Raw genomic sequence first — 23,015 nt, 5'->3', positions numbered from 1 at the left:
ATTGCGCAGTACTCCAACAGTCTTTATGTTGGAGTACAATGCGCATGCTAAAGCCATATTCATGGAGACAACATCATGGCAGTCACGAACAGCGCCTCAAAGAAAGCCACCAATATCACCTTGTCTGCCGATGTGCTGGCCGAGGCCAAGGCATTGAATATCAATATTTCGCAGGCCTGCGACCGACATCTGCGCGAGTTAGTGCGCGGCGAAAGAGAAAGGCGTTGGCAGCAAGAGCATGCCGAGTTTATCGCAGCCTACAATCAAACGATTGAGCAAGACGGTTTGCCGCTAGACGAATGGCGGTCTTTCTGACATGGCGCGTTTCGATGTTTACCGCAATAGCAGTGCAACGTCTGACGACGTACCGTATCTGCTAGATGTGCAAAGCGATGTCTTGAGTTCTCTGGACAGCCGAGTCGTCATACCGCTGCGCCGGCTTGATCGCTTTCCGGCAGTCAAGTTACCCACTAATTTGAGCCCGATTGTGGTGGTCGATGGTCTTGAGTGTGTGTTGGAAACGCCGAAATTGGCAGCTGTTCCGGCTCGGATTTTGAAATCACCGATTATGTCGTTGGAAGCGCAGCGGTTTGAGATTGGGGCAGCGTTGGATTTTTTGTTTCAGGGGTTTTGAGTTTTAGGTGTCGCTATCGCGACGGCTGTTTTAAAGTCGGGGCTCGGCCCGACGGCCGAGATACTTTCTTTTGCTTGGCCAAAAGAAAGTATCCAAAGAAAAGGCCCCCCGACATTCCGCCTTAATCCTGCGCTTTACGAAAACCATCCATGGTTTTCGCCCTTCGGGCCAGCCTATCGGCTGTTCAAATTTGCTCCAGGCAAATTTGTCGCTTTTGGCAAGGGTTTTCGGAAGGGCCATCCCTGGCCCTCCGAAAACGAGCGGCATCCCTGCCGCTCCCCTACCGGGCTGATCTCGCCAAAAGCTGCGATGCTCGGGGCGGCATAACGGGAACAGCCCACTCCGGCGGTTATTGTTTGTAGCAAAGGTTTTTTGGTAGGCTGGGTTGGAACGACAGTGTAAACCCAGCTTTGGCCTATATTGCTGGGTTGCGCGCTGCTTTACTCCGATTAGCACACAGTTATCGATGAACGACCAATTGACACACAGCCGGACGCCTTCTGAAAAATTTGTTACCCAGATATGCGCTCAATCTTTTCTAAAGCTCTGGACTCATCCAAATCCAAAAGGGAAGAAGGGAAAAGAACTTTGTGATTGTTTGATTGTGTGCGGCCCGCACATCATTATTATTTCGGTTAAAGAAAATGAATATAGAAATACCGGCGACAAGGTTGGATGGGAGCGCTGGACTAAAGCCGCTATCGATAAATCTGCATCACAGATCTGGGGGGCTGAACGTTGGCTTGAAACAGTTGATGAAGTTCTTCGACACGATGGAAGAGTAGTTGCCCTGCCGCATAAATCAAAGCGCAAATATCACCGGGTATCTGTTTCACTAGGTGGCCGAGGCGAAGTGCCGTTGAAATGGGGTGATTTCGGCAATGGTTTCATACATATCTGTGACGAATACAGTGTTGGAATTATTTTTGATATTCTCGATACAGTCACTGACTTTGTTGATTTTCTTACTGCGAGTGAAGAGCTAGTTTCCAGAGGAACTAAACCTTTATTTATGGGAGGGGGGATCGAAGATTTGTTAGCCCTCTATTTATCTCACGGACGTTCATTTAATGTGACTGGTGATTGCGGTAGTTTGCCCGACATGTTGATTCTTCATGATGATCTTTGGTCTGGATTCTCTAAATCGAATGACTTTAAAAGAATAAAAAACGATCTGGCCAGTTCGTATGGATGGGATAGCCTGATCGAATTCTATGCCAATGACATTCTTACGGACGGGATGTTCGATATGCATAGCAAGGCAGTTACAAGCAACGAACTGGCTTTGGTTGCAATGGCTTTACAACCGCGAGGACATCGCGCGAATCTAACCGAAGCACTGATTGAATTTCTCGAAGAGTCTGAGCGGAAAATTGCCTCTAGGGTAGTACTTGGCTTTGACCGAACGGCATTCGTGTTTTTAGCTGGCTCTAGTAGCGATAGAGAACTTAGAGTTAGGGAATTAGCGCTCAGATGTTTGGTTGTGAGAGGCAGGCTACCTGATGTCATAACCGTAGTGGGTATAGCAACCGATAGGCCTGAAACTTCGGAGGTTGGATACTCTTCTGATCTTGGCTATATCTTCATGCCTGAATGGTCCGAACAAAACGAAGTAGATGTGATCAAAATTCAGAGTGACTTAGGCTATTTTAAAAATGCACAGTGGTCAAAAGGTTCAAGTTAGCCACTTTAGGGTAGGGCGTTTTACTCATTATCTTAAGATTTTCAGGACTTTCTTTGAGTGTAGGGATGGTTTTGGTCCCGTTATTCAGCCCCGAGCATCGCAGCTTTTGGTGAGATTAGCCCGATAGGGGAGCGGCAGGGATGCCGCTCGTTTTCGGAGGGCCAGGGATGGCCCTTCCGAAAACCCTTGCCAAAAGCGACAAATTTGCCTGGAGCAAATTTGAACAGCCGATAGGCTGGCCCGAAGGGCGAAAACCATGGATGGTTTTCGTAAAGCGCAGGATTAAGGCGGAATATCGGGTGGCCTTTTCTTTGAATACTTTCTTTTGGCCACGCAAAAGAAAGTATTTCGGCTGTCGGGCCGAGACCCGACTTCAAATAAACCGCGATAGCGACACCAAATAACCCAACAACCCAATGCCGGATGCACTTCGTTTATCCAGCTTACAACTTAATTCAACAAACCACCGAAATATGACCAGCATATCCCTCCCAATTTTCGGCCAAGGCAGCCAACCCGCCGAGGAAGACGGCGTCGAACTCGACTATCTGGCGATGCCGGAAGAAATGACGACCTATCGGATGCCGACGATTTCGGTGGACTTGAATGCGGCCGATCTGGCGCAGGCCAAAACCGCCTTGCAGCAACTGGAACAGGATTTAGCCGCGTACCCGGCAAACAGCCAAACCATAGACTTGATAAGCCTAGACCAAACCAATCGCCAGTTCGTCGACGAACTGCTCGGCGAAGGCGAAGTCAGCATGCTGTGTAACGGCGCGCAAATCCTGCGGATTCAGGAATCGGTGCTGGCCGGCGTCTGGCGTTCGCAGCGTCTGGATGGGCAAAAACAGATCGTTACTGACACCTTGGAAGTCGGCATCATCCCTCAAGACATCTTGCAAACCGCATTCGCCGATGCAGCTAAACACATCGACGCCGACATGAGCGCCTTACCGGACGGCGTGATGAACGCGCCGCCGCTGCTGGCGGAGTTGAATGCCAAAATCGCCGAGTATCAACCCGGTGCCGAAGCGCATATCATCAACCTGAGTTTGCTGCCACAAACCGAGCAGGATTTGACCTTACTGGAACAGCGTCTGGGGAAAGGTGCGGTGACGATTTTGTCGCGCGGTTACGGTAACTGCCGGATCGACGCTACCGCCACCCGCAATGTCTGGTGGGTGCGGTATTTTAATTCGCAAGACACGTTAATCCTGAATACCCTGGAAGTCAGCGAGGTGCCGAACGTAGCTTGCGCGTCGGCGGAAGACATCGCCGACAGCCACCAGCGTTTGCAGGAAATTTTGCAGGTGTATTTGTGAACGAAGGCTTTTTCGCCGGGGCTTATGGCGGCGATGCCTCGCGCTTGCCGGCGGAGGCCAAGCTGGAATGCAAGATTTGCTGGCATGTTTACGATCCGGCCGAAGGCGACGCCATCTGGCAAGTGCCGCCCGGCACGGCCTTTGCCGATTTGCCTGACCATTGGACTTGCCCGCAATGCGGCGCGCCCAAACAAGGTTTTTTGGTGCTGGACGACTAAGCATGCACTGCCAGGACAGTGAGCAGATTCGGCAAACGCTGGAAGCGGTGTTTAACGACATCCTGGCCCAACGGATGCGCGACATGCCGGTGCTGAATCCGGTATTGGCGGTGCGGGCGCTGGGTTTTGACCGCTACCACGCCGATTGGGTGGGGATGTTGATTACGCCTTGGTTTATGAACCTGTTGCTCCTGCCAAGCGCGGATAGCCAATGGCCGACGCAAGCGCCAGGAAGCAAGTTTGACCAGACTTTTCCCTATGGCAGTTTTGAGTTCGTCGTCGCCGACGAATGGCAATTGGGTCGGTATGCGCAATGTTCGCTGTTTTCACCGATATTTCAATTTGCCGACCAAGCGGCGGCTGTAACGGCGGCGGAAAGTGCTTTGCAAGCTTTGCTAGCCGTTCCCGCGCCGCGAGCCATCAGCCGCCGCGATTTGTTGCGCGGCAATTTGGTAAGACCTTAAGTGACGCCGGCGGGCGAGATTGCTATCGAACTGACGCATCGCGCCGGGCAGGTCGAAGCGGTGAAGATAGGCTCGACCCGGCCCGAAGCGGCGCGGGTGTTGGTCGGCAAAACACCGGAGCAGGTGTTGGACACCGTGCCGCTGCTGTTTTCCTTGTGCGGCACTGCCCAGGCTTATGCCGCGTTATTGGCTTGCCGTGCCGCGTTGGGATTGGCTGCCGAGCCGGAGGCCGACACCGCCAGGCAGTGTTTGTTGCAACTAGAAACCGTGCGCGAACATGCCTGGCGGATATTGCTGGATTGGCCGGTTTTGTTGGGCCGGACGGCGGACAAAGCCGCCGTTGCCGGGTTGTTGAAGCTGGATAGGCAGTTCAAATCGTGCTTGTTCGGCGAGGGCGAGGCGTTCAGGCTGAGCAGCCGTTTGCAAATCGACGAAGTGCGCTTACAGGGTTTGCTGGCTGAATTGACTGACTTGATCGATCAAGCGATTTTCGCTGGCGGTTTGCACGGATTTTTGGCAATCAGCGATGAAGCGCAATTGGGCGCTTGGCTGAACGCTAATCCGGCTTTGGCTGCCGGTCTGTTGAATGTCTCGTATCAGCGGCATTGGCCTGCGTTGGGACATAGCCTGGTGGCGGGTTTGCCGGCATTGGATCCAGCCGAGTTGAACAGACACATGCAAAACAGCGATTGCTCGGCATTCTGCCGCTTGCCGCAGTGGCAGGGCTGTTGTTTTGAGTCGACGCCGTTGAGTCGTCGGCAAACCTCGCCCTTGCTCGCGGATTTGTGTAGCCGTTACGGCAACGGTTTGTTGCCGCGATTTGTGGCGGTGTTACTGGAAGTGGCTGCAATCCCGCAGGGACTGGCGGCTTCGCTTGAAACGTCGCAAGCGTATGGCGCTGACGGAGTCGGTTTGGCGCAAGTGCCGGCGGCGCGCGGCTTATTGATTCATCGTCTGGCCTTGCATCAGGGCCGGGTGTACGATTACCGCATCGTCGCGCCGACCGAATGGAATTTTCATCCGGACGGTGTCTTGGCACAGGGTTTAATGGCTTTGCAGGCGGCCGATGCCGATGATTTGCGGCAGCAAGCGGAATGGTTAATTCATGCGGTGGACCCTTGCGTGGCCTATCGGGTGACATTGCAAAAACAGTAGGGGACGCACCGCGTACCATTCGACAGTTTGACAGGTACGCGCTGCGTGCCCTACGGCTGATATTTACCGAGCAATCATCATGCACGAAATGTCGCTCTGCGAGAGCGTGTTACAGATTATCGAACAGCAGGCCAAGGCCCAGCAGTTTGCCAAGGTCAAAACCGTGTGGCTGGAGATTGGTGCCTTGTCCGGCGTGGAGCCGGAGGCGATGCAGTTTAGTTTTGAAGTGGTGATGCAAGGCTCCCTGGCCGCACAGGCTCGGCTGGAAATTATCCAAGTACCGGGCGTGGCCTGGTGCATGCCGTGCGGCTGCGAGGTGCTGGTGCAACAGTTGTACGACGAATGCCCGCACTGCGGCAGTCATCAATTACAGATCGTCGATGGCGATCAAATGCGAATTAAAGAACTGGAGGTAGAGTAATGTGCGGCGTATGCGGCTGCGGCGAGGGCCATATTCACTCGCACGACGAACCACACGATCACGAGCATGTTCATGATCACCACCACACTCACGAGCATGGACACCATCATCACGAACACACTGCGGAACATTCGCACGCGCCGGGTTTAACCCAAGCGCGGATGGTGCAGATCGAGCAGGATATTCTGGCCAAAAATAACCGCTATGCCGAGGAAAACCGCCGCTATTTCAGCGCGCGCGGCATGCTGGCTTTGAACTTGGTGTCCAGTCCCGGCTCCGGCAAGACCACGCTGTTGACCGAAACGATTCTGCGTTTAAAAGACGAATTGAGCATCGCGGTGATCGAAGGCGACCAACAAACCGCCCGCGATGCCGACCGCATCCGCGCCACCGGCGTACCGGCCTTGCAAATTAATACCGGTAAGGGCTGTCATTTGGACGCGCACCGGGTCGGGCATGGTTTGGAAAGCCTGAATCTACCCGAGCACAGCTTGTTGTTTATCGAAAACGTCGGCAATCTGGTCTGCCCGTCGGCGTTTGACTTGGGCGAAGCGCACAAGGTGGTGATCCTGTCGGTCACTGAAGGCGAAGATAAGCCGATCAAATATCCGGACATGTTCCATGCCGCCGATTTGATGATTCTCAACAAAACCGATCTGCTGCCATATCTGGATTTCGACAGCGCGCAATGCATTCAATACGCGAAACAGGTCAACCCACGCATCAAGGTATTGTCGCTATCGGCCAAGACTGGCGAAGGCATGGACAACTGGCTGACCTGGCTGCGGGCTGAGATGGCTTTGCAGCGCATAGCGTATGCTTAAATCACTATGCGGTAAGATTTTTTCTGACCGTTTACCTTCATTTTCGAGGAAAGGATATGCCGACTAGTCAAGAAATTTACCAACAAATCAGCCACTTAATGCCATTGGAGAAATTGCGTTTAGCAGAGATGTTGCTTGCCGATCTGGATGCGCCGAATCCGGAAATCGATGCTGTCTGGCGCGACGAGGCGCAAAAACGTTGGCAAGGCTATAAAGATGGCAAGCTAAAATCAGTCAGTTATGAAGCGGTTATGCAGAAATATAAATGAAGGTTGAATTTCTCGAAGCCGCGCAAGCCGAGCTCGATCAGGCCTTTGAATGGTATGAAATACAGCAAAATAATCTAGGTTTACAGTTTTTACACGAGTTCGATGCTGCGATTAGGCGAATTACCGCGTATCCAAAATCCTATACGTTGATTGGCAATGAGATAAGACGCTGCCTGATAAAACGTTTTCCGTATGGTGTTTTGTACGGCCTTGATGAAGGCAAAGTTATCGTAATTGCCGTAGCGCATTTGCATCGAAAACCTGATTATTGGATGGAAAGAATTGGGTGATAAGGTCTCAACCTGAAGCCCGCATGCAAAAAGTGATGCGAAAGCAAGCGCCGAATTAATCTACAACATCAACAATCAGCTTATGTGCCTAGCCCTCCCTGCCCAAATTACTGACATTGATTTTTCAACACAGATGGCGACGGCCTCGGTGGATGGTGTCAAAGTGGAAGTGTCGCTGGCCTTGGTCGATGATGTGAAAGTCGGCGACTATGTGCTGGTCCACGTCGGTTATGCGCTGAATAAAATCGACGAGGACGAGGCCTTAAAAACCCTGGCCTTGTTTGCGGAAGCCGGTTTGACGGCGTCATGAAATACATAGACGAATTTCGGCAGCAGGATTTGGCCAAACAATTGGCTAACAGCATTGCGCAAACCGTCAATCCGGACCGCCATTACCGGTTAATGGAGTTCTGCGGCGGCCATACCCACGCGATTTTCCGTTACGGCGTGCAGGATTTAATGCCGGGCAATGTCGAATTCATCCACGGCCCCGGGTGTCCGGTGTGTGTGTTGCCAACGGGACGCATCGACAACGCGATTCAATTGGTCGAACAGCACAACGTAATCCTCTGCACTTATGCCGATCTGATGCGGGTGCCGGGCGGCGGCAGACAAAGTCTGCTCAAAGCCAAGGCGGCCGGCGGCGATATTCGCATGGTTTATTCCACCCAAGACGCCTTGAAAATCGCCCGGGATAACCCGGACCGGCAAGTGGTGTTTTTTGCGATTGGTTTTGAGACCACTACGCCGCCGACTGCCGTTGCCATTAAACAGGCACAGGCCGAAGGACTGACTAATTTCTCAGTGTTTTGTAACCATGTGCTGACGCCGGCCGCGATGCAAGCCATTTTGGATGCGCCGGAGCCGGTACAAATCGACGCCTTTCTCGGCCCGTCGCACGTCAGCAGCGTGATCGGCAGCAAGCCCTACGAAACCTTTGCCGAACACTACGCCAAGCCCATCGTTATCGCCGGTTTCGAACCATTGGACGTGATGCAATCGGCCTTAATGTTGATCCGCCAAATCAATGCCGGTCAGCATACAGTGGAAAACGAATACAGCCGTGCGGTGACCCGCGACGGCAACATCAAAGCCCAGGCTTTGATGGCCGAGATATTCGAGTTACGGACGCACTTCGAATGGCGCGGTTTGGGGTTGATCCCGCACAGTGCATTGAAATTAAAAGCTCATTACGCCGAGTTCGACGCTGAACAGCGCTTCGATATGCCAGCCATCCAAGCCGGCGATGTCAAAGGCTGCGAATGTCCAGCCATCCTGCGCGGCGCGAAAAAGCCGCAGGATTGCAAATTGCTGGGTACGGTCTGCACTCCGGAAAACCCGATGGGCTCGTGCATGGTATCGTCGGAAGGGGCTTGCGCGGCCTACTGGAGTTATGGGCGACTGCGGCAAAGTTAGAAAAAGCGGGCGCCGTGTAACGCCCGCTTGGGTGGCCCTTGTTTAGCGGGCGAGGCGATGCGGCTTATTTATAGATTTCCGCTGCAGCCGCTTTCAGTTTGGCTTCGTCGCCTTGCATCGGTTTCATCATGGGGTTTGTCGACGCTTTAGCGCCGGCAACCAACTCGTCGGCGGTTTTGAATTTAGCTTTCAAGGCATCCACGGCCGGTGCGACCGAGCCGTTATGGCAACCTTTGCAAGTAGCCGCCGCATCGGCGCTGGCCAGTGAAGGCGTGATGGCAACAGCTGCCAGTGTCAATAAAGCGAGTAGATTTGTTTTCATGAACGTTACCTCGTGTTAATTATTATTTTTAGACTACGGTCCGGACAAGCGTCCAAACCGCTGGTGCGGATGATTTTAGGCATCGGCATGGGTTTTCTACCATAGCCGGAAGTTCCAAGCAATCGCCCGAGGATTTGGGACAGGAGATAAGCAGTGTTGCAGGGGAGGGGCGAGTATGCTCAAGCCGACGGAGATTAAATAACTATTTTAGGAAGTGCTGGGCCGCGCTTGCGCTCAGTAAACCGCGTCGTGATCGCCAATATTGATGGGAATGATCCGGCCGTCTTCGATCAATAATTCCAATGTAATGCGGTAAGACAAATTGATGGAAACCGAATGCAGTCCAGCCAACTTGCCTTGCAGTGGATGCAAACGGAGCGACGGGTGAAACGGATTGGCTTCCAGTAACTGTAAGGCCTTTAAATACGGTTGCCGGAGTGCCGGATGGCGTTTGATAAAGCGTGCGGCTTTTTGGTTGTATTGCTCGGTAAAAACCAAGGCATACGCCATTACAGCGTGTCCAGCCGCGCCAAATGCGCTTCCGGCGACTCCTGCGTGAAGCGGCCGGCCGCCAAATCCGCGCGGGTTTGCGCCAACGCTGCATCCAGTTCGCATTCGCGCAAATAGTGGTAATGGGCGATGTCCATCACCACAAAACGCTCCTTGCCGCGTACCGACACCACCGCTTCCGGTGCCTCGGCCAGCGCCGCCTCGATAGCAGCGATACCTTTGGTTTTTAAATCGTTGGCGCTAATGTGCGACATCGGCATTCCCGGCAGTTAAGTTAGGCGCTAATGGTGTGCTTAATCGTGTGATTTATCAAGCGATCTTTTATACTCAAAAAATCAGGGCTATATGTCGCTCAGCATCTACTGCCTGTACACCATTGGTCATGGAAGGGCCTTTTGGGTATGTTTCAAACGTGCTTGAGTTGCGGTTGAATGCGTGTATCTAAATGGATACAATTGGCCCATGAATTATTTTGTGCAGCAAACGGAATCGTTTGCAAAATGGCTGGCGTCTTTAAAAGACCTGCGTGCCAAAACTGCAATCTACCGCCGTATTGACCGGGCGCAGGCTGGCAATCTTGGCGACACCAAAGCGGTGGGCGAGGGTGTTTCCGAGATGCGGATCGATCTCGGAGCGGGTTACCGCGTTTATTACACAATACGTGGCGGCATGATGATAATTTTGTTGGTGGGCGGCGATAAGTCCACCCAACAGTCTGATATTCAACGCGCGATTAAACTGGCTAAAGAGGTTTGAAACATGAGTGAACAACTACTGCCCTTCGACATGATCACGCTATTGGATAGCGACGAAGCAGTCAGCGAATACCTTAACCAAGTGCTGGAAGAAGGCGATAGCGACGAACTTATAAGAGCCTTGGGCTATATCGCCAAAGCCAAAGGCATGGCCATGATCGCCAAGGAATCCGGTCTGGGCCGCGAAAGTTTGTACAAAGCGTTGGCCCCCGGTGCAAAACCGCGCTTCGACACGGTGTTGAAGGTTATCCGGGCATTAGGCGTTAAGTTACATGCCGAGCCGGTTTGAGCTGCCCGTCCGCAACCTGGGCAGGGAATGGCTTGATGCAAGGATTAGCCAAATAGTACGACGTGCCGAACAACGTGATGCGCATCGTTCGCGATTGATGCGCTTCGCTTTCGCTCAGCACATCCAACGGCCCAGCGAGTTTTGGTATGAGTTTGAATAATTCGAAAGAAACGGAATTACAACGAAATGCCCGTTGGTTATTGCGTCATACAGTCTTAATTGTTGCCTTTACTACGTTTAGCGGACTGCTCTCAGGGTGTCTTGCGTGCTTTGGAGCATGCGATGCTCTTCCAAGCGTCACAAAAATGGTTGTATTTAAGGGGAACGATGGAGCAGTATATTTCGATATTCCCGCCCGTAAAAAATATAGGCGTGCCGAGCTTGTAGGTATCTATATCTATAAGATAGATTTAGGGCATCCAATTCCTTACTGGAGTATGTCGCAGAAAAGTTACACAGATCGAGGCAAGCTGGCGAGTGAGGAGCAAGATCTAGCGTGGCCATTGCGTTACGGGCAAATGGGGCCGTTAACAGAAGTCAACTCTGAGCCTAAAGAGTTTGAGAATGGCAGGTACCGGGCAGAAGGAACGGTACGGCTATATGACGAGAAAGGGAAAGAATTTTTCGATTTTTCTGATCTCTTTCTTTATGAAAATGGCGCTGTGTATGATTACCCTACTGAATAAACGATCTAGAACTCCTAGTTCCGACTAGCGAACCATAATTTGCCCCTTGTCCCCAACCAATCCATCCGTCAGCTCTTCAAAAACTCAAACCCATGTCCTACTTCCATTCACTCAACCTCAAATCCGGCCAAGTCGATCTCACCCACGGTGGTGGCGGCCGGGCGATGGCGCAATTGATTGCCGAACTGTTCATTAAGCATTTCGACAACGACTTGCTACGTCGGCAAAACGACCAGGCCTTGTTCGATGTGCCGGCCGGGCGCTTGGCGATCAGCACCGACGGTCACGTGATTTCGCCGCTGTTTTTTCCGGGCGGCGACATCGGTTCGCTGGCGGTGCACGGCACGGTCAACGACGTGGCGATGTCCGGCGCTAAACCGCTTTATCTGAGCGCCGGCTTCATATTGGAAGAGGGCTTGCCGTTGGCCGACCTGGAACGCATCGTCATCAGCATGGCCGCTGCCGCCAAGGCCGCCGGTACGCCGATTGTCACCGGCGACACCAAGGTGGTGGAGCGCGGCAAGGGCGATGGGGTGTTCATTACCACTACCGGCGTCGGCATCGTGCCGGACGGGGTGAACATAAGCGGTGACCGCGCCGAAGCCGGATGCGCGATTTTGCTCAGCGGCAGCATCGGCGATCACGGCGTTGCCATCATGGCCAGTCGCGAGAATCTGCAATTCGAAACCAGCATCATCTCCGACTCGGCGGCGCTGCACGGTTTGGTAGCCGACATGGTGACCGCAGCGCCGACGGCGCTTCGTTGTCTGCGCGACCCGACCCGCGGCGGCTTGGCGACGGCCTTGACCGAACTGGCCGGCCAGTCCGGCGTCGGCATGGTCATCGACGAGGCGGCGATTCCGGTCAAAGCTCAGGTCAAGGCGGCTTGCGAAATCCTCGGCCTCGATCCGCTGTATGTCGCCAACGAAGGCAAACTGGTGTGCATTTGCGACGCCGCTGCCGCCGAGACCTTGCTGGCGGCGATGCGCCAGCATCCCTTGGGTCGCGACGCGGCCATCATCGGCCAAGTCATCGCCGACCCGCACCATTTCGTGCAAATGACTACCGCTTTCGGCGGCCGACGCATCGTCGATTGGCCGGTCGGCGAACAACTGCCGCGCATCTGCTGATGCCCGGCAAGGCCATCCGCGCGCGCGGCGTGGTGCAGGGAGTCGGCTTTCGGCCGGCGATTTGGCATCTGGCGCGCGAGTTTGGTTTGGCGGGATCGGTGTGGAACGACGCCGAAGGCGTGATGATTCATGTCTATGGCAATGCGGCCGACCTGGAACGCTTCGCCGCAGCCATTCCCAAACAGCTACCGCCGCTGGCGCGTTTGGATGCCTTGGAAATCAATGATTTAGCAGGGGAAGCGGCGGATAGCGAATTTCGTATCGTCGCCAGCCAATCCGGCCGCGTCGAAACAGCAATCGCCGCCGACGCCGCCACCTGCCCGGATTGTTTGGCGGACATAGCCGATCCCGGCAACCGCCGCTACCGCTACCCGTTCACCAATTGCACGCACTGCGGGCCGCGCCTGTCCATCGTCCACAGCGTACCTTACGACCGCTGCCACACCAGTATGGCGGTATTTGCGATGTGCCCGGAATGCCAACGCGAATACGATGACCCGGCCGATCGCCGTTTCCATGCTCAGGCCAATTGCTGTCCGGTTTGTGGGCCGCAGCTCTGGTTGGAGGCGGCTATCGGTCCCTCGCTCGGCGTGGGAATGCAGCCGGAACCGGCGCGCGGTCCGGGACGCCGGAGCGTCCAAGACGGGGTTCCCACGCGGAGCGTGGGAATCATGAACGCAGGCGTGATGAACGATGTCATTCACCAAGCCGCGGACTTGATTCGTCAAGGCTACATCCTCGCCATCAAAGGTCTGGGTGGTTTTCACCTCGCTTGCGATGCGAGTAATACCGGGGCTGTCGACAAGCTCAGACAACGCAAGCGCCGTTACGCCAAGCCGTTTGCGTTGATGGCGCGGGATGCAGCGATGGTAAGCCGTTATGCGCTGATCAATTCTCGGGAACTGTCAGCCTTGGAGGACCGCGCCGCGCCTATCGTGCTGTTACCAGCGCAAGGCGAATATCTAGCGAGCGGCGTTGCGTCGGGCGACGACAAGCTGGGGTTCATGCTGCCGTACACGCCCTTGCATAGCTTGCTGATGCAAGAATTGCAGGCGCCCATCGTGTTGACTTCGGGCAATATTTCCGACGAGCCGCAATGCATAGCTAACGCCGAGGCGCGGGAAAAATTAGCGGGCATCGCGGATTATTGGCTGCTGCACGACCGTGACATCGTTAATCGCCTGGACGATTCGGTAGTGCGTTTGATGGATGGCAACATGCGCATGCTGCGTCGGGCGCGCGGCTATAGTCCGGAGGTTTTGGTATTGCCTCCGGGTTTTGCGGAATTCGGCAATATTCTGGCGATGGGCGCCGAGTTGAAAAACAGTGTTTGTTTGCTGAAAAACGGCCAAGCGCTGGTCAGCCAGCACATCGGCGATCTGGAAAACGCCGCCGTGCAACTGAATTACCGGCACACCATCGATTTGTACAAAAAGCTTAACGACTTTCGGCCGGTAAAGATTGCAGTCGATAAGCACACCGGCTATCTATCGACCCAATACGGTCAGGCCTTGGCTGCCACTGAATCCATCGAATTAGTCGGCGTCCAGCACCACCATGCCCATCTGGCGGCTTGTCTGGCCGAACATGGTGTTGATCTGAACGCACCGCCGGTATTGGCGGCGATCTTCGATGGTTTGGGCATGGGTGAGGATGGTGAATTATGGGGTGGCGAATTTTTATTGGGCGATTACCGGAGTTACACGCGGCTTGGATATTTCCAGCCTATTGCCTTACTCGGTGGTGCCCAGGCGATGCGCGAACCCTGGCGGAATACTTATGCGCAACTGCGGCATTATTTCGATTGGCCGATTTTACAGCGTGACTACGCGGATTTGGACTTCATGGGGCTGTTGGTCGGCAAGCCTTTGGCAACGCTGGATACGATGCTGGCGAAAAATCTCAACTCGCCGCTCAGCAGTTCCTGCGGGCGCTGGTTCGACGCCTTTGCCGCTGCTTTGGACTTACATCCCGAGCAAGTGCATTTCGAAGGCCAAGCGGCGATTGCCATGGAAGTGTTGGCGACGCCGGTATTTAATGAGGAGCAGGCTTACCCGGCGACCTGGTCTATGAAACTGAACGGTGACCTTCTGGTATTAAGTTGGCGAGACTTCTGGCGAGCGGTATTGGACGACCTGACACGCGGCACCGGCAAGGCTCGCATAGCCGCCCGTATACATCACACCCTGACTGCCGGGACGGTCGAAGTGCTGAATCGATTGAGTCGTCAAACCGGCGCAGATTGTATTGTCTTGAGCGGCGGCGTGTTTCAAAACCGCTTGTTGCTGGAATCGGTCTGCGAGCAATTGCGCCAACACGGCAAAACCGTGTTATCGCCGCAACGCTATCCGATGAACGACGGTGGATTGGCTTTGGGCCAGGTGGTGATCGCGGCGACGGTTCATGGATGATATGCAGTGTTGATAGGGGGGAATTGCGGACCATGTCGTCTACCAGTTAATCTGTGTGGGAGACAATTGGCGATCGATGTCGGTTGATGATTTGCGTTAGAATGTTTTGCTGTTTCCGTTTCAACGCAAAAGCGTCAGGTAGTTCCATAAAATGGCAGCAATACTCATCACTTTGAAACACATTGTCAGTAAATCTTACTCAACGAGGCAATTATGAAAGCAAGAGGACGAATGAAAAAACTATTAATGTCAGGCCTGTTTTTCGCTTGTATCCCTTATTCCGAGGGTTATGCCGCAACCACGCTTTATACCCAAGACTTCGAAAATCCCAATGCCGGCGCATTTGTGAACGATAGCGGTGATGTCAATATTTTTAATCCTATCAACGCCCTTTATGGTGGGCAGCCGGCCGGTTTCCAGTTCGCTCAAACCTTTACCGTGGAAACATTGCGAATTGGCGGCACACAGGCTTGGGGGGCCGGGTTTCTCGACCCGCAAGCGCGGGCGGGAAACTATGCGATCAGTATGCTTTCGAGCGCTCAGAACGATCTTTTAGGTCTGTCCTTTAATATTGGAACACACAAATATCTGAATTTTCAGATGGATGTGTCCTCGATAGATTTGGATAGATGGGGTGGCCCTTTTGTCGCTTCGGGAGGCGTTGCGCCAGTGTTTCGTTTCTCGCTTTTTGACAATCCCGGCGGCGGTAACGGAGTAACTGGAGGGACATTGTTAAGTTTCGCGGATGTAACCGGGACGGCAACGGCGCTGAAGAATACTTTCGATTGGACTAACCACATCATAGCGCTTGACGCGACAGGGAACACCAACGGCAACGTGATATTGCAAATCGATGAGTTGCAAGGCGGCTATGCGGCGCTGGATAACTTTGTGATCGCGGCATCCGATAAACCGAGCGACGTCGGCCAAGTGCCGATACCAGCTGCCGCCTGGTTATTTGGCAGCGGTTTGCTGGGATTGCTGGCTCGGCGACCAAGCAAGCGCCGCTAACGGACTTAGGTTTAACCATCGTTCAAACGGCAAGGCGGGTTCCCTAGTTGATCGGGCAGGGCGGGACCAATGTCTCACCCTGTCTGCCGTTGTCAAACCTGTTTCTCAAACGCCACCTCAAACCGGCCATAACGCTGCAAAATCGCTGGCAACAGCAGTAAGTTCAGCATGGTCGATGAAGCCAAGCCGCCAATGATGATGGCCGCCATTGGCCCCATGATTTCCCGGCCCGGATTATCGCTGCCTATCGCAATCGGCAGCATGGCTAGTGCGGTGACCAGTGCGGTCATCAGGATGGCCGGCAGGCGTTCCTGGGCGCCGCGAATCAAGGTCTCCGTCGACCAGATCTGACCTTCCAGCTCAATCAAATGCCGGTAATGCGAAATCAGCATGATGCAATTGCGCACAGTGATCCCGAACAAGGTGATGAAGCCGACGAAGGAACCCACCGACAGCGTGGCGTCGGTGATGACTACCGCCGCCACGCCGCCCAATAGGGCAAAGGGCAGGTTTAGCAAGGTCAGTAACATGTGCCGCAGGCTACCCAAGGCGATGAACACGAAAATCAGCACGCCGGCGCCGGCCAGCAGGGCGTGGATGATCAACGTTTCACGGGCCTTTGCTTGTTCCAGCGCCGCGCCGATGAACTCCGGGTAACTGCCGTCGCGCCAGCTGAGCTCGTTTTGTACCCGCTGTTTCAGTTCAGCCATGAATGCGTCCATATCCCGGTCTTCCACCTTGCAAGTGACGGTCTGGATGCGTTGCGCACCTTGATGCAGGATATTGTAGCGGCCTTCGCCGTGGCGAATTTCGGCCACTTCGCCGAGCAGCACCCGCTTGCCTTCGCTGTTTTTCAAGGGCAACTGCGCCAGATAATCCGGCTGGCTGCGCCATTCCGGGGCCAATGCTACCGCCACATTGAAAATCCGGTTGCCTTGCAGATGCTTGCCGACGATGCGGCCTTCGTAAGCGGTTTGTAGGGCGGTCATCACTTGCGCCGGGCTGATGCCGCGAAACTTTAACTGCTCCAGGTTCAACTCGACTTGCAGTAAGGCCGTGGCTGGCGGTGAGCGCAATTGCACGTCTTCCGCGCCGGGGATGGTGTTGATCAGTGCGGCGAGTTGCTGTGCCTTGTGGTCCAGTTCGGCCAGATCGTTGCCGTAGATATTCACCACCACCGGCGCGGTGTAGCCGGAAATAGTTTCATCGACCCGTTCGGTCAAAAAGGTGTTGGCTTCGTAATTGATGCCGGGGAATTGTTCCAAAACATCGCGCAAGTGGTCCAGCACCTGCTGTTGTTCTTCGCCGGATAATGGTTTTAGCCTTACTTCGTATTCGCTGTAGTGGCTGCCATAAGTGTCGGCGCCGCGTTCGGCACGGCCGGCCCATTGCGAGACCGATTCCACACCGTCGATAGCCATGATTTGCTCGGTGAGCAAACTGCCGACGCGGATGGATTCTTGCAACGAAGTACCCGGTACGCTGGCGGTGTGGACGATGAAATGGCCCTCGCGCAATTCCGGCAGGAATTTATGATCCAATCGCAGAAAGGCGGCAACGCCGATCAAGCAGGCAAGCGCGCCTAGCATCGCCACGGTTTTGAAATGCCTGATAGCCCAGAGCAATTGCTTGGCATACAGTGGTTTAAGCCGGCGCAACACGGGTGGATCGCTATCGTCCGGCAGCTTGTTGCGAAACATTAAATGGCATAGAGCCGGTGTCAGCGTTAGCGCCACCAACAATGACATCAAAATCGCCAGGATATACGACACGCCCAGAGGAGCGAACAAGCGGCCGCTGACGCCGTCCAGCGTCAGCAGAGGCACAAACACCAAAGCCACGATGAAGCTGGCATAAACCACCGAACTGCGAACTTCCAGCGAAGCCTGATAAATTACAGTTTCCGCGCTATCCGGAAAGATTTTTACGCGGTTTTCGCGCAGGCGCCTAAAGATGTTTTCGGTGTCTATAATGGCGTCGTCCACCACCTCGCCCAGCGCAATCGCCAGCCCGCCCAACACCATGATATTCAGATTGACGCCAGATTCCAGCAGTACCAGCGCGGCGGTCAGCAGCGACAACGGAATGGCTGTAGCGGCGATGAAGGCGCTACGCAGATTGAACAAGAACACATATAGCACTACCAGTACGAACAGACCGCCGATCAGTAAATGCCCGGACAGGTTATGCACCGAGGTTTCGATGTAATCCGCCGGCCGGAATAAATGCGAGTAGAAATCCACGGCCTGCTGCTTGAAAATCGGTTGAAACTCTTCCAATACGGCCTCGACCTGCCGCGACACCGATAAGGTATTGGCGCCGTACTGGCCAATCACCATCATCACGATGCCAGGTTTACCCATGATTTGCGCCGCGCCTATGGGCGGCTCGGCGCCATAACCGATCTGCGCGACATCGCCCAAGGTCACGTTCATGCCGTCCTGGCGTTTAACGATCAGTTGCTTGAATTGCTCGGGATTGACCGGCTGGCCGCTGATTTGTAACGTAAAGCGCTGGTTGGCGTTTTCAATGAAACCGGCGCCGTTCATTTCCGCCGCCCCGGCTGCTGCGTTGACAATGTCGTCTATTGAGAGATTAAAGCGTTGCAGGGCCGCCGGTTGTAACTGCACCTGTAGTTGCTGAATATCGCCGCCGAATACGTTCACATCCGCCACGCCCGGCACCGCCAGTAGGCGCGGCACCAAGCTCCAATCCACCAAGCCGCGCAGTTCCATCAAGGTCTTGCTGTCCGAACTGATGCCTATCGTCAATACTGTTGCCGACGAAGAAGATAAGGGTACGGCAATCGGCATTCCCACGCCAGGCGGCAGTTGCTGACTAAGGCCGTCTAGCCGTTCGCTGATCAATTGCCGGTTGCGGTATACGTCGCTAGTTTCGTTGAAGGTGGCGGTGACGATGGAGAGGCCTTGAATCGATTGCGAGCGTAAGGTTTGCAGCCCAATTAAGCCGCCAACGCTTTTTTCGATTTGCTGAGTCACCAGCACTTCCACTTGCTCGGCAGCCAGGCCGGGGGCTTCGGTCTGGATGATGACTTGTTTGGGCGAAAATTCCGGAAAAATATCCAGACCGGCGTTAGCCAGACGGTAACCGCCGTAAACGAACAGCAGTAGCGCCAGGGCCACGACGATGCCGGAATAACGAATGGAAAAACGGACCAGAAGTGCAAGCATGAGCGACGAAAGGGGTGAAATAGCGGGCTATTGTGCCTTGTCGGTCAGGATTGGTCCATGTTGATACGCTGCTTTCCTGGCTATGCGGATAGAAAGAAGGCTAAGCTGTGTGGTGATTTTCGAGCGGAATGGTGCTTAAAAAATCGCCTCCGCGCTAGTGGCGGAGGTGAGCGTTGTAGATTTTTTAAAATCAGGAAAGCGATTTTTTGCGGGACAAGGCGATGAAGCCCAATAATGCCGAACCCATTAAGCCAAAGGCTGTCGGCACAGGAACTGGGGTTGTGGTGGTTAATAGTCTGAACTGTCCATCCCATTTTGTCGGGCCGGTGAAGTTCAAGCGAAAACTATGCAGGCTGGCAAATACCGCAGGATTAGTAAAGTCGCTGAAACTTACCAAGTAATTATTGTTGCTGGTAAACGTTTTGATACCGGAACTTGAGCTGCCGTTGGCTACCATTTCCACGTTGACACCCAGATCGATTGCCAACACCTCCAGCAGGATGGCGTTGCCGTGAGCGGTTAAATCGAGCGGATCGAAATTCCACAGAATGGAAGCGCCACCGGCCGAACGGCCATCATTCGATATGATCAGCTGGTTGCCGCCGGAAACGATTTCCGTGGTGTTGGCTGAGGCGGTTCCCGAGGCTTGAGCGATAAAGGTCCTCGAGGCATTACTCAGGTCCGTGCCGGTAAGAGCAGACACTGTATCGCTGGTAGAGCCTGCGCTACTGCCGTCGTCGAATGCGGTTTGAGCATGGCTGAAATTATCAATCGTCAGTATGCCTGCTTGGCTTTGGCCGGATAGCACTAAGCCCAGGCTTAGCAGCAAAGGCGCGAGGTTTTTGTGAAAATGTTTAGCATTCATATGAGTTATCCGTGAGCAGAATTGAAGTTTGGAAATCAGAAGATTTTGACGGCAGGCGTTAAACCGCTACTAGTTTTTGGCGTTTGCCGCCGACAATGCCCAAAGCGCCTATGATCAATAAAGCGGTGACGGAAGGTTCCGGGACCGTTGATAACTGGCTGAAGTCAGCGTCCCAGGCGGCATGGGTGCCTCGTAATTTCAGCTCCAGACTGTTTAGGTTCTTGAAAGCCGCAGGATTCGAAAATTGTGAGAAATCAAATCTAATAGTGCTGGGTGAACCGATTGCAACGCTGGCCAAGTTCTGAAAACTTAGCAGCGAAGTACCGTTGGCGATCATTTGAATTTGGTAACTGGCGTCGCTAGATTCTGTCGTCAGCAATATCGCGTTAGCGAAAGTAGTGAAATCGACCGCAGCGAAGTTGTAAAAGATACTAGCGGTGCCGGCTGAATTGCTGCTGTTACCGACCGTTAACAAGCCGTCTTCTACAAAAATTCTGGTGGTACCGCTAGGGGTGGGGCTGGAATTTAAGGTTCGTTGCAAATTGCTTAGATCAGATCCGGATACATTAACTGGGCCATTGACTGTGTTTGTAGTGGACTGACGGGTGGCAAAATTATCGATCACTGTTGCCGACTCGGCGGCTTGAGTGAAGAAGGCTAAAATCAGGATTAATCCGGATAAGGGCATTTTCGGCATTACAGCATTCATGTCGATTCCTTTTTGTCAGTGGCTGAGAGATAAGTGATTCGCGTGCAAGCCATTGGGTTGCATAGTGCGTCACTCTAACTAAGCATTAGTAATGCCAACTTAATTTAGATTAATCCAATCAATTATTTAAATGTGATTTGGTAGCGCTTTTTCAGCTGAGCTGCTGACAGCCGGGGCAGAGGTTACGACAGATTTGGCAGGATGGCATGGTGCTGTCATGCGTGGCATTTAATAATGAGCGCAGTTGCTGCTTGTGGTCTTGGTGAGTGAGTGGGAATGTTTCCGATACTTTGCCGATCCTTTCAAAGTGCGATAGCATCGTACTAACACCTTCAATCTGGAGTTCAGCCTCATGGATAGCCAACATATCGATTTGCACCGCTCCATTATCTCCCTGAGTTGTGCGCTGGATTTAGTCGGTATCGACGAAGTCAAGCACGGTAAGCGGGTCGCGATGATGGCTTGGCACATTGCCGGCAAGCTCGATTGGTCGGCTGTTGATAGATTAAGCATTCTATACGCCGGTATGCTGCACGATTGCGGGGTGGCAAAGGTTCGCGAGCATAGGCATTTGACCGAATCGCTGGAGTGGGACGGTGCGGAGGCGCATTGTTTACGCGGTGCGGAATACTTGCAAGCCTGCCCGCCGCTGGCCTATCTGGCGGAGGAGATCCGCTATCATCACACGCGCTGGGAGCAATTGGTTGAATTGCCGCTGGTGCCCCGGATAAAGCTGCGTGCGAATCTGTTGTTTCTGGCTGATCGGATTGACGTGTTGCAAGCCCCGTATTTGGCCAGCGAGCAAATTTTGGTGGCCGCGCCCAAAATAGTGGAGCGCTTACTGAGTTATTCGGGATCGCTGTTTGCGCCTGAGCTGTTGGCTGCATTTTCGGAACTGGCGAAAAGTCAGGCGTTTTGGCTGGCGATGGACCCGGATTATCTGGATGAGGATTTACGCGAATTGGGGCGTGATTTGCCGACGGTAGACTTGACTTATCCTTCGCTGCGGGAAATGGCGCGGCTGTTTTCGCGAGTGGTGGATGCGAAAAGCCCGTACACCGAGCAGCATTCTGAACGGGTTGCGCAGATCTCCAGACAATTGGCATTGGATTTGGGTGTGACCGGCTGCGATCTGGAACAGGTGGAAATTGCCGGTTTATTGCACGACATCGGCAAATTGCGGGTTTCCGAGGACATCATAGACAAACCAGGCAGCTTAACTGCCGAAGAGCGGGCCTGCATGCAGCGTCACAGTTACGATACTTACCGAATTTTGCAACGGGTGTTTACCGACTCCAAAATTCCGCAATGGGCGGGTTTGCACCATGAAAATCTGCGTGGCGAAGGATATCCGTTCAAGACCATCGGCAAGTCTTTGGAGTTGGAGTGCAGGGTTATCAGTGTGGCCGATATTTTTCAGGCTTTGGCCCAGTCCCGCCCATATCGCGAGGGCATGTTACTGGCTGACATTATCCAGCACCTCAGGCAGCGCGTGGCGGAAGGGGTTTTGGATGGCGAGGTGGTTGCCAAGTTGATCGAGAATGCGGACTTTTATTACGAATTGGCGCAAGGCAATTACTCGATGGATTAAACCGGCGGCCAAAGGGCTATGCTTGTCCGCGACATCCAGGCCTGGGCCTTTTAAAATATTCGCTCGAAGCCGAAAACACAAAAGCCGGAGGCATCTTTAGGCCTCCGGCTTTTAGCGACAGCGAGCTAAATGGCTGATTACGCTTGGCGTTGTTTTCTGGTATTAAAACCTATCAAACCGAGTAAGCCGGAACCCATCAGCCAAGCTGCTGCCGGCACCGGGACCGCGGTAATGGGACCGCTTCCGCCATTGTTGTCCAGGCAATATTCAACATAGAGCTCTGCCGCTTTGAAAAAATAATCTTTGCTACCATAATCCTTCACGCCCAATACGGCCGTCAATGAAGCGAAGCCGGTTTTGGAAAGAAAATCGCTAACATCCAAGCTGATATATTGTTTGTAGCCATCGACTTCGGTCCAGCTCGTGGAAACGTTGGAGCCGTTAATCGATGTTATACGAGCGTATTCGTTTTTGTCTTTTAACAGGCCATTTAAGATGATGGAGTCGTCGGCCGATGTTGAGTCGTCACGCAACCATATTTTCAGCAGAGCGCTGTTGATAAAGGTGGTGTCCAGCTGATAGTTGAAGTTAAGGGTGTAGCTATCGTTGCTGCTAATGTTGTCGGCTTTCGAAATTAGCGTGCCGTTGCTGCCGCCTGATAACGTCAGGCTCAGTTTTTCCAAATCGCAAGATGCCTGGTTGCCGCAGCTACCGTGTTCTGACTGATTGTCGTGTTCATGTTCGTGTTCAAACCCATTCGACGCAAAGGCGGAGGAAGTGAATAGGGCCGAAGATAATAGGATGGAAGCAGTAAACAGCGTTTTCATAGCAAGTACCCAGAAGTAATG

At 53.6% G+C, this 23,015-nt stretch carries 27 protein-coding genes; 20 read left to right on the top strand and 7 right to left on the bottom strand.

What is annotated here, in order from left to right; all coding sequences use genetic code 11:
* Positions 1 to 75: 75 nt before the first annotated feature.
* The 13 genes from CWO84_RS17855 to hypD all read left to right on the top strand — a co-directional run bounded on the left by CWO84_RS17855 (position 76) and on the right by hypD (position 8,697).
* The gene (locus CWO84_RS17855) at positions 76 to 315 is read left to right on the top strand and encodes a type II toxin-antitoxin system CcdA family antitoxin (RefSeq protein ID WP_033157848.1); all 240 of its coding nucleotides are present in this window, start codon (positions 76 to 78) and stop codon (positions 313 to 315) included.
* Between the two features lies 1 nt (position 316).
* Positions 317 to 634, top strand: coding sequence for a CcdB family protein (locus tag CWO84_RS17850; protein ID WP_033157849.1), 318 nt, complete (start codon positions 317 to 319; stop codon positions 632 to 634).
* Between the two features lie 466 nt (positions 635 to 1,100).
* The gene (locus tag CWO84_RS17840) at positions 1,101 to 2,318 is read left to right on the top strand and encodes a hypothetical protein (protein ID WP_201799004.1); all 1,218 of its coding nucleotides are present in this window, start codon (positions 1,101 to 1,103) and stop codon (positions 2,316 to 2,318) included.
* A 473-nt stretch (positions 2,319 to 2,791) separates the two neighbouring features.
* Positions 2,792 to 3,640 (top strand): hydrogenase expression/formation protein, encoded by an 849-nt coding sequence (locus CWO84_RS17830; protein WP_033159109.1) that lies wholly within the window; start codon positions 2,792 to 2,794, stop codon positions 3,638 to 3,640.
* Positions 3,637 to 3,858 carry a rubredoxin gene (locus CWO84_RS17825; RefSeq protein ID WP_033159110.1) on the top strand — a complete coding sequence of 74 codons (222 nt, stop codon included), beginning with the start codon at positions 3,637 to 3,639 and terminating at the stop codon, positions 3,856 to 3,858. Before CWO84_RS17830 ends, CWO84_RS17825 begins: the two co-directional genes overlap by 4 nt.
* Before the next feature lie 2 nt (positions 3,859 to 3,860).
* Positions 3,861 to 4,322, top strand: a complete 462-nt coding sequence (hybE, locus tag CWO84_RS17820) for a [NiFe]-hydrogenase assembly chaperone HybE (protein WP_101054302.1) — start codon at positions 3,861 to 3,863, stop codon at positions 4,320 to 4,322.
* The gene (locus tag CWO84_RS17815) at positions 4,323 to 5,477 is read left to right on the top strand and encodes a nickel-dependent hydrogenase large subunit (protein ID WP_101054300.1); all 1,155 of its coding nucleotides are present in this window, start codon (positions 4,323 to 4,325) and stop codon (positions 5,475 to 5,477) included. It abuts the gene before it with no gap.
* 79 nt (positions 5,478 to 5,556) lie between these two features.
* Positions 5,557 to 5,898 carry a hydrogenase maturation nickel metallochaperone HypA gene (gene hypA, locus CWO84_RS17810; RefSeq protein ID WP_101054297.1) on the top strand — a complete coding sequence of 114 codons (342 nt, stop codon included), beginning with the start codon at positions 5,557 to 5,559 and terminating at the stop codon, positions 5,896 to 5,898.
* Positions 5,898 to 6,722, top strand: coding sequence for a hydrogenase nickel incorporation protein HypB (gene hypB, locus CWO84_RS17805; protein ID WP_101054294.1), 825 nt, complete (start codon positions 5,898 to 5,900; stop codon positions 6,720 to 6,722). Before hypA ends, hypB begins: the two co-directional genes overlap by 1 nt.
* 56 nt (positions 6,723 to 6,778) lie before the next feature.
* Positions 6,779 to 6,991 (top strand): addiction module protein, encoded by a 213-nt coding sequence (locus tag CWO84_RS17800; RefSeq protein WP_101054291.1) that lies wholly within the window; start codon positions 6,779 to 6,781, stop codon positions 6,989 to 6,991.
* Positions 6,988 to 7,281: a type II toxin-antitoxin system RelE/ParE family toxin gene (locus CWO84_RS17795; RefSeq protein WP_101054287.1), complete on the top strand. Its 294-nt coding sequence runs from the start codon at positions 6,988 to 6,990 to the stop codon at positions 7,279 to 7,281. The genes CWO84_RS17800 and CWO84_RS17795 overlap by 4 nt, the downstream gene beginning before the upstream one ends.
* An 82-nt stretch (positions 7,282 to 7,363) precedes the next feature.
* A complete protein-coding gene (locus CWO84_RS17790; RefSeq protein WP_101054284.1) occupies positions 7,364 to 7,591 on the top strand; it encodes a HypC/HybG/HupF family hydrogenase formation chaperone in 228 nt (75 codons plus the stop codon).
* Positions 7,588 to 8,697, top strand: a complete 1,110-nt coding sequence (hypD, locus tag CWO84_RS17785; protein WP_101054282.1) for a hydrogenase formation protein HypD — start codon at positions 7,588 to 7,590, stop codon at positions 8,695 to 8,697. Before CWO84_RS17790 ends, hypD begins: the two co-directional genes overlap by 4 nt.
* Before the next feature lie 64 nt (positions 8,698 to 8,761).
* Here the strand turns inward: hypD and CWO84_RS17780 are convergent, their stop codons facing one another.
* The 3 genes from CWO84_RS17780 to CWO84_RS17770 form a co-directional block, all read right to left on the bottom strand.
* The gene (locus tag CWO84_RS17780) at positions 8,762 to 9,019 is read right to left on the bottom strand and encodes a hypothetical protein (RefSeq protein WP_101054279.1); all 258 of its coding nucleotides are present in this window, start codon (positions 9,017 to 9,019) and stop codon (positions 8,762 to 8,764) included.
* Positions 9,020 to 9,253: 234 nt separating this feature from the next.
* The gene (locus tag CWO84_RS17775; protein WP_101054276.1) at positions 9,254 to 9,529 is read right to left on the bottom strand and encodes a plasmid stabilization protein; all 276 of its coding nucleotides are present in this window, start codon (positions 9,527 to 9,529) and stop codon (positions 9,254 to 9,256) included.
* Positions 9,529 to 9,783 carry a prevent-host-death protein gene (locus CWO84_RS17770; RefSeq protein WP_101054273.1) on the bottom strand — a complete coding sequence of 85 codons (255 nt, stop codon included), beginning with the start codon at positions 9,781 to 9,783 and terminating at the stop codon, positions 9,529 to 9,531. Before CWO84_RS17770 ends, CWO84_RS17775 begins: the two co-directional genes overlap by 1 nt.
* A gap of 208 nt (positions 9,784 to 9,991) precedes the next feature.
* On the opposite strand from CWO84_RS17770, the gene CWO84_RS17765 reads away from it, so the two are divergent.
* The 6 genes from CWO84_RS17765 (at position 9,992) to CWO84_RS17740 (ending at position 15,811) form a co-directional block, all read left to right on the top strand.
* Positions 9,992 to 10,285, top strand: a complete 294-nt coding sequence (locus tag CWO84_RS17765) for a type II toxin-antitoxin system RelE/ParE family toxin (protein ID WP_101054270.1) — start codon at positions 9,992 to 9,994, stop codon at positions 10,283 to 10,285.
* A 3-nt stretch (positions 10,286 to 10,288) separates the two neighbouring features.
* Positions 10,289 to 10,573, top strand: coding sequence for an addiction module antidote protein (locus CWO84_RS17760; RefSeq protein ID WP_033159122.1), 285 nt, complete (start codon positions 10,289 to 10,291; stop codon positions 10,571 to 10,573).
* 146 nt (positions 10,574 to 10,719) lie between these two features.
* On the top strand, positions 10,720 to 11,259 hold the full coding sequence (locus CWO84_RS17755) for a hypothetical protein (protein ID WP_133120717.1): 540 nt from the start codon (positions 10,720 to 10,722) through the stop codon (positions 11,257 to 11,259).
* Between the two features lie 92 nt (positions 11,260 to 11,351).
* On the top strand, positions 11,352 to 12,389 hold the full coding sequence (gene hypE / locus CWO84_RS17750; protein ID WP_101054263.1) for a hydrogenase expression/formation protein HypE: 1,038 nt from the start codon (positions 11,352 to 11,354) through the stop codon (positions 12,387 to 12,389).
* A complete protein-coding gene (hypF, locus tag CWO84_RS17745) occupies positions 12,389 to 14,800 on the top strand; it encodes a carbamoyltransferase HypF (RefSeq protein ID WP_101054260.1) in 2,412 nt (803 codons plus the stop codon). Before hypE ends, hypF begins: the two co-directional genes overlap by 1 nt.
* Before the next feature lie 231 nt (positions 14,801 to 15,031).
* On the top strand, positions 15,032 to 15,811 hold the full coding sequence (locus tag CWO84_RS17740) for a hypothetical protein (RefSeq protein ID WP_101054257.1): 780 nt from the start codon (positions 15,032 to 15,034) through the stop codon (positions 15,809 to 15,811).
* A 92-nt stretch (positions 15,812 to 15,903) separates the two neighbouring features.
* On the opposite strand, the gene CWO84_RS17735 is transcribed toward CWO84_RS17740, so the two are convergent.
* The 3 genes from CWO84_RS17735 to CWO84_RS17725 all read right to left on the bottom strand — a co-directional run bounded on the left by CWO84_RS17735 (position 15,904) and on the right by CWO84_RS17725 (position 20,576).
* Entirely contained in the window at positions 15,904 to 19,002 is a 3,099-nt protein-coding gene (locus tag CWO84_RS17735) for an efflux RND transporter permease subunit (protein WP_101054254.1), read from the bottom strand.
* A gap of 190 nt (positions 19,003 to 19,192) precedes the next feature.
* Positions 19,193 to 19,867 carry a hypothetical protein gene (locus CWO84_RS17730; RefSeq protein WP_033159127.1) on the bottom strand — a complete coding sequence of 225 codons (675 nt, stop codon included), beginning with the start codon at positions 19,865 to 19,867 and terminating at the stop codon, positions 19,193 to 19,195.
* A gap of 58 nt (positions 19,868 to 19,925) precedes the next feature.
* Positions 19,926 to 20,576, bottom strand: a complete 651-nt coding sequence (locus tag CWO84_RS17725; RefSeq protein WP_033159128.1) for a PEP-CTERM sorting domain-containing protein — start codon at positions 20,574 to 20,576, stop codon at positions 19,926 to 19,928.
* A 352-nt stretch (positions 20,577 to 20,928) separates the two neighbouring features.
* On the opposite strand from CWO84_RS17725, the gene CWO84_RS17720 reads away from it, so the two are divergent.
* The gene (locus tag CWO84_RS17720) at positions 20,929 to 22,167 is read left to right on the top strand and encodes an HD domain-containing phosphohydrolase (protein WP_033159129.1); all 1,239 of its coding nucleotides are present in this window, start codon (positions 20,929 to 20,931) and stop codon (positions 22,165 to 22,167) included.
* A gap of 137 nt (positions 22,168 to 22,304) precedes the next feature.
* Here CWO84_RS17720 and CWO84_RS24730 read toward each other — a convergent pair whose 3' ends face one another.
* Positions 22,305 to 22,994, bottom strand: coding sequence for a VPLPA-CTERM sorting domain-containing protein (locus tag CWO84_RS24730; protein WP_033159130.1), 690 nt, complete (start codon positions 22,992 to 22,994; stop codon positions 22,305 to 22,307).
* Positions 22,995 to 23,015: the final 21 nt, after the last annotated feature.

It is taken from the genome of Methylomonas sp. Kb3 (assembly GCF_002834115.1).
GTDB lineage: Bacteria > Pseudomonadota > Gammaproteobacteria > Methylococcales > Methylomonadaceae > Methylomonas > Methylomonas defluvii.
The sequence above is the reverse complement of the archived record's forward strand: the minus strand, read 5'-3'. Positions and strand labels throughout refer to the sequence as shown.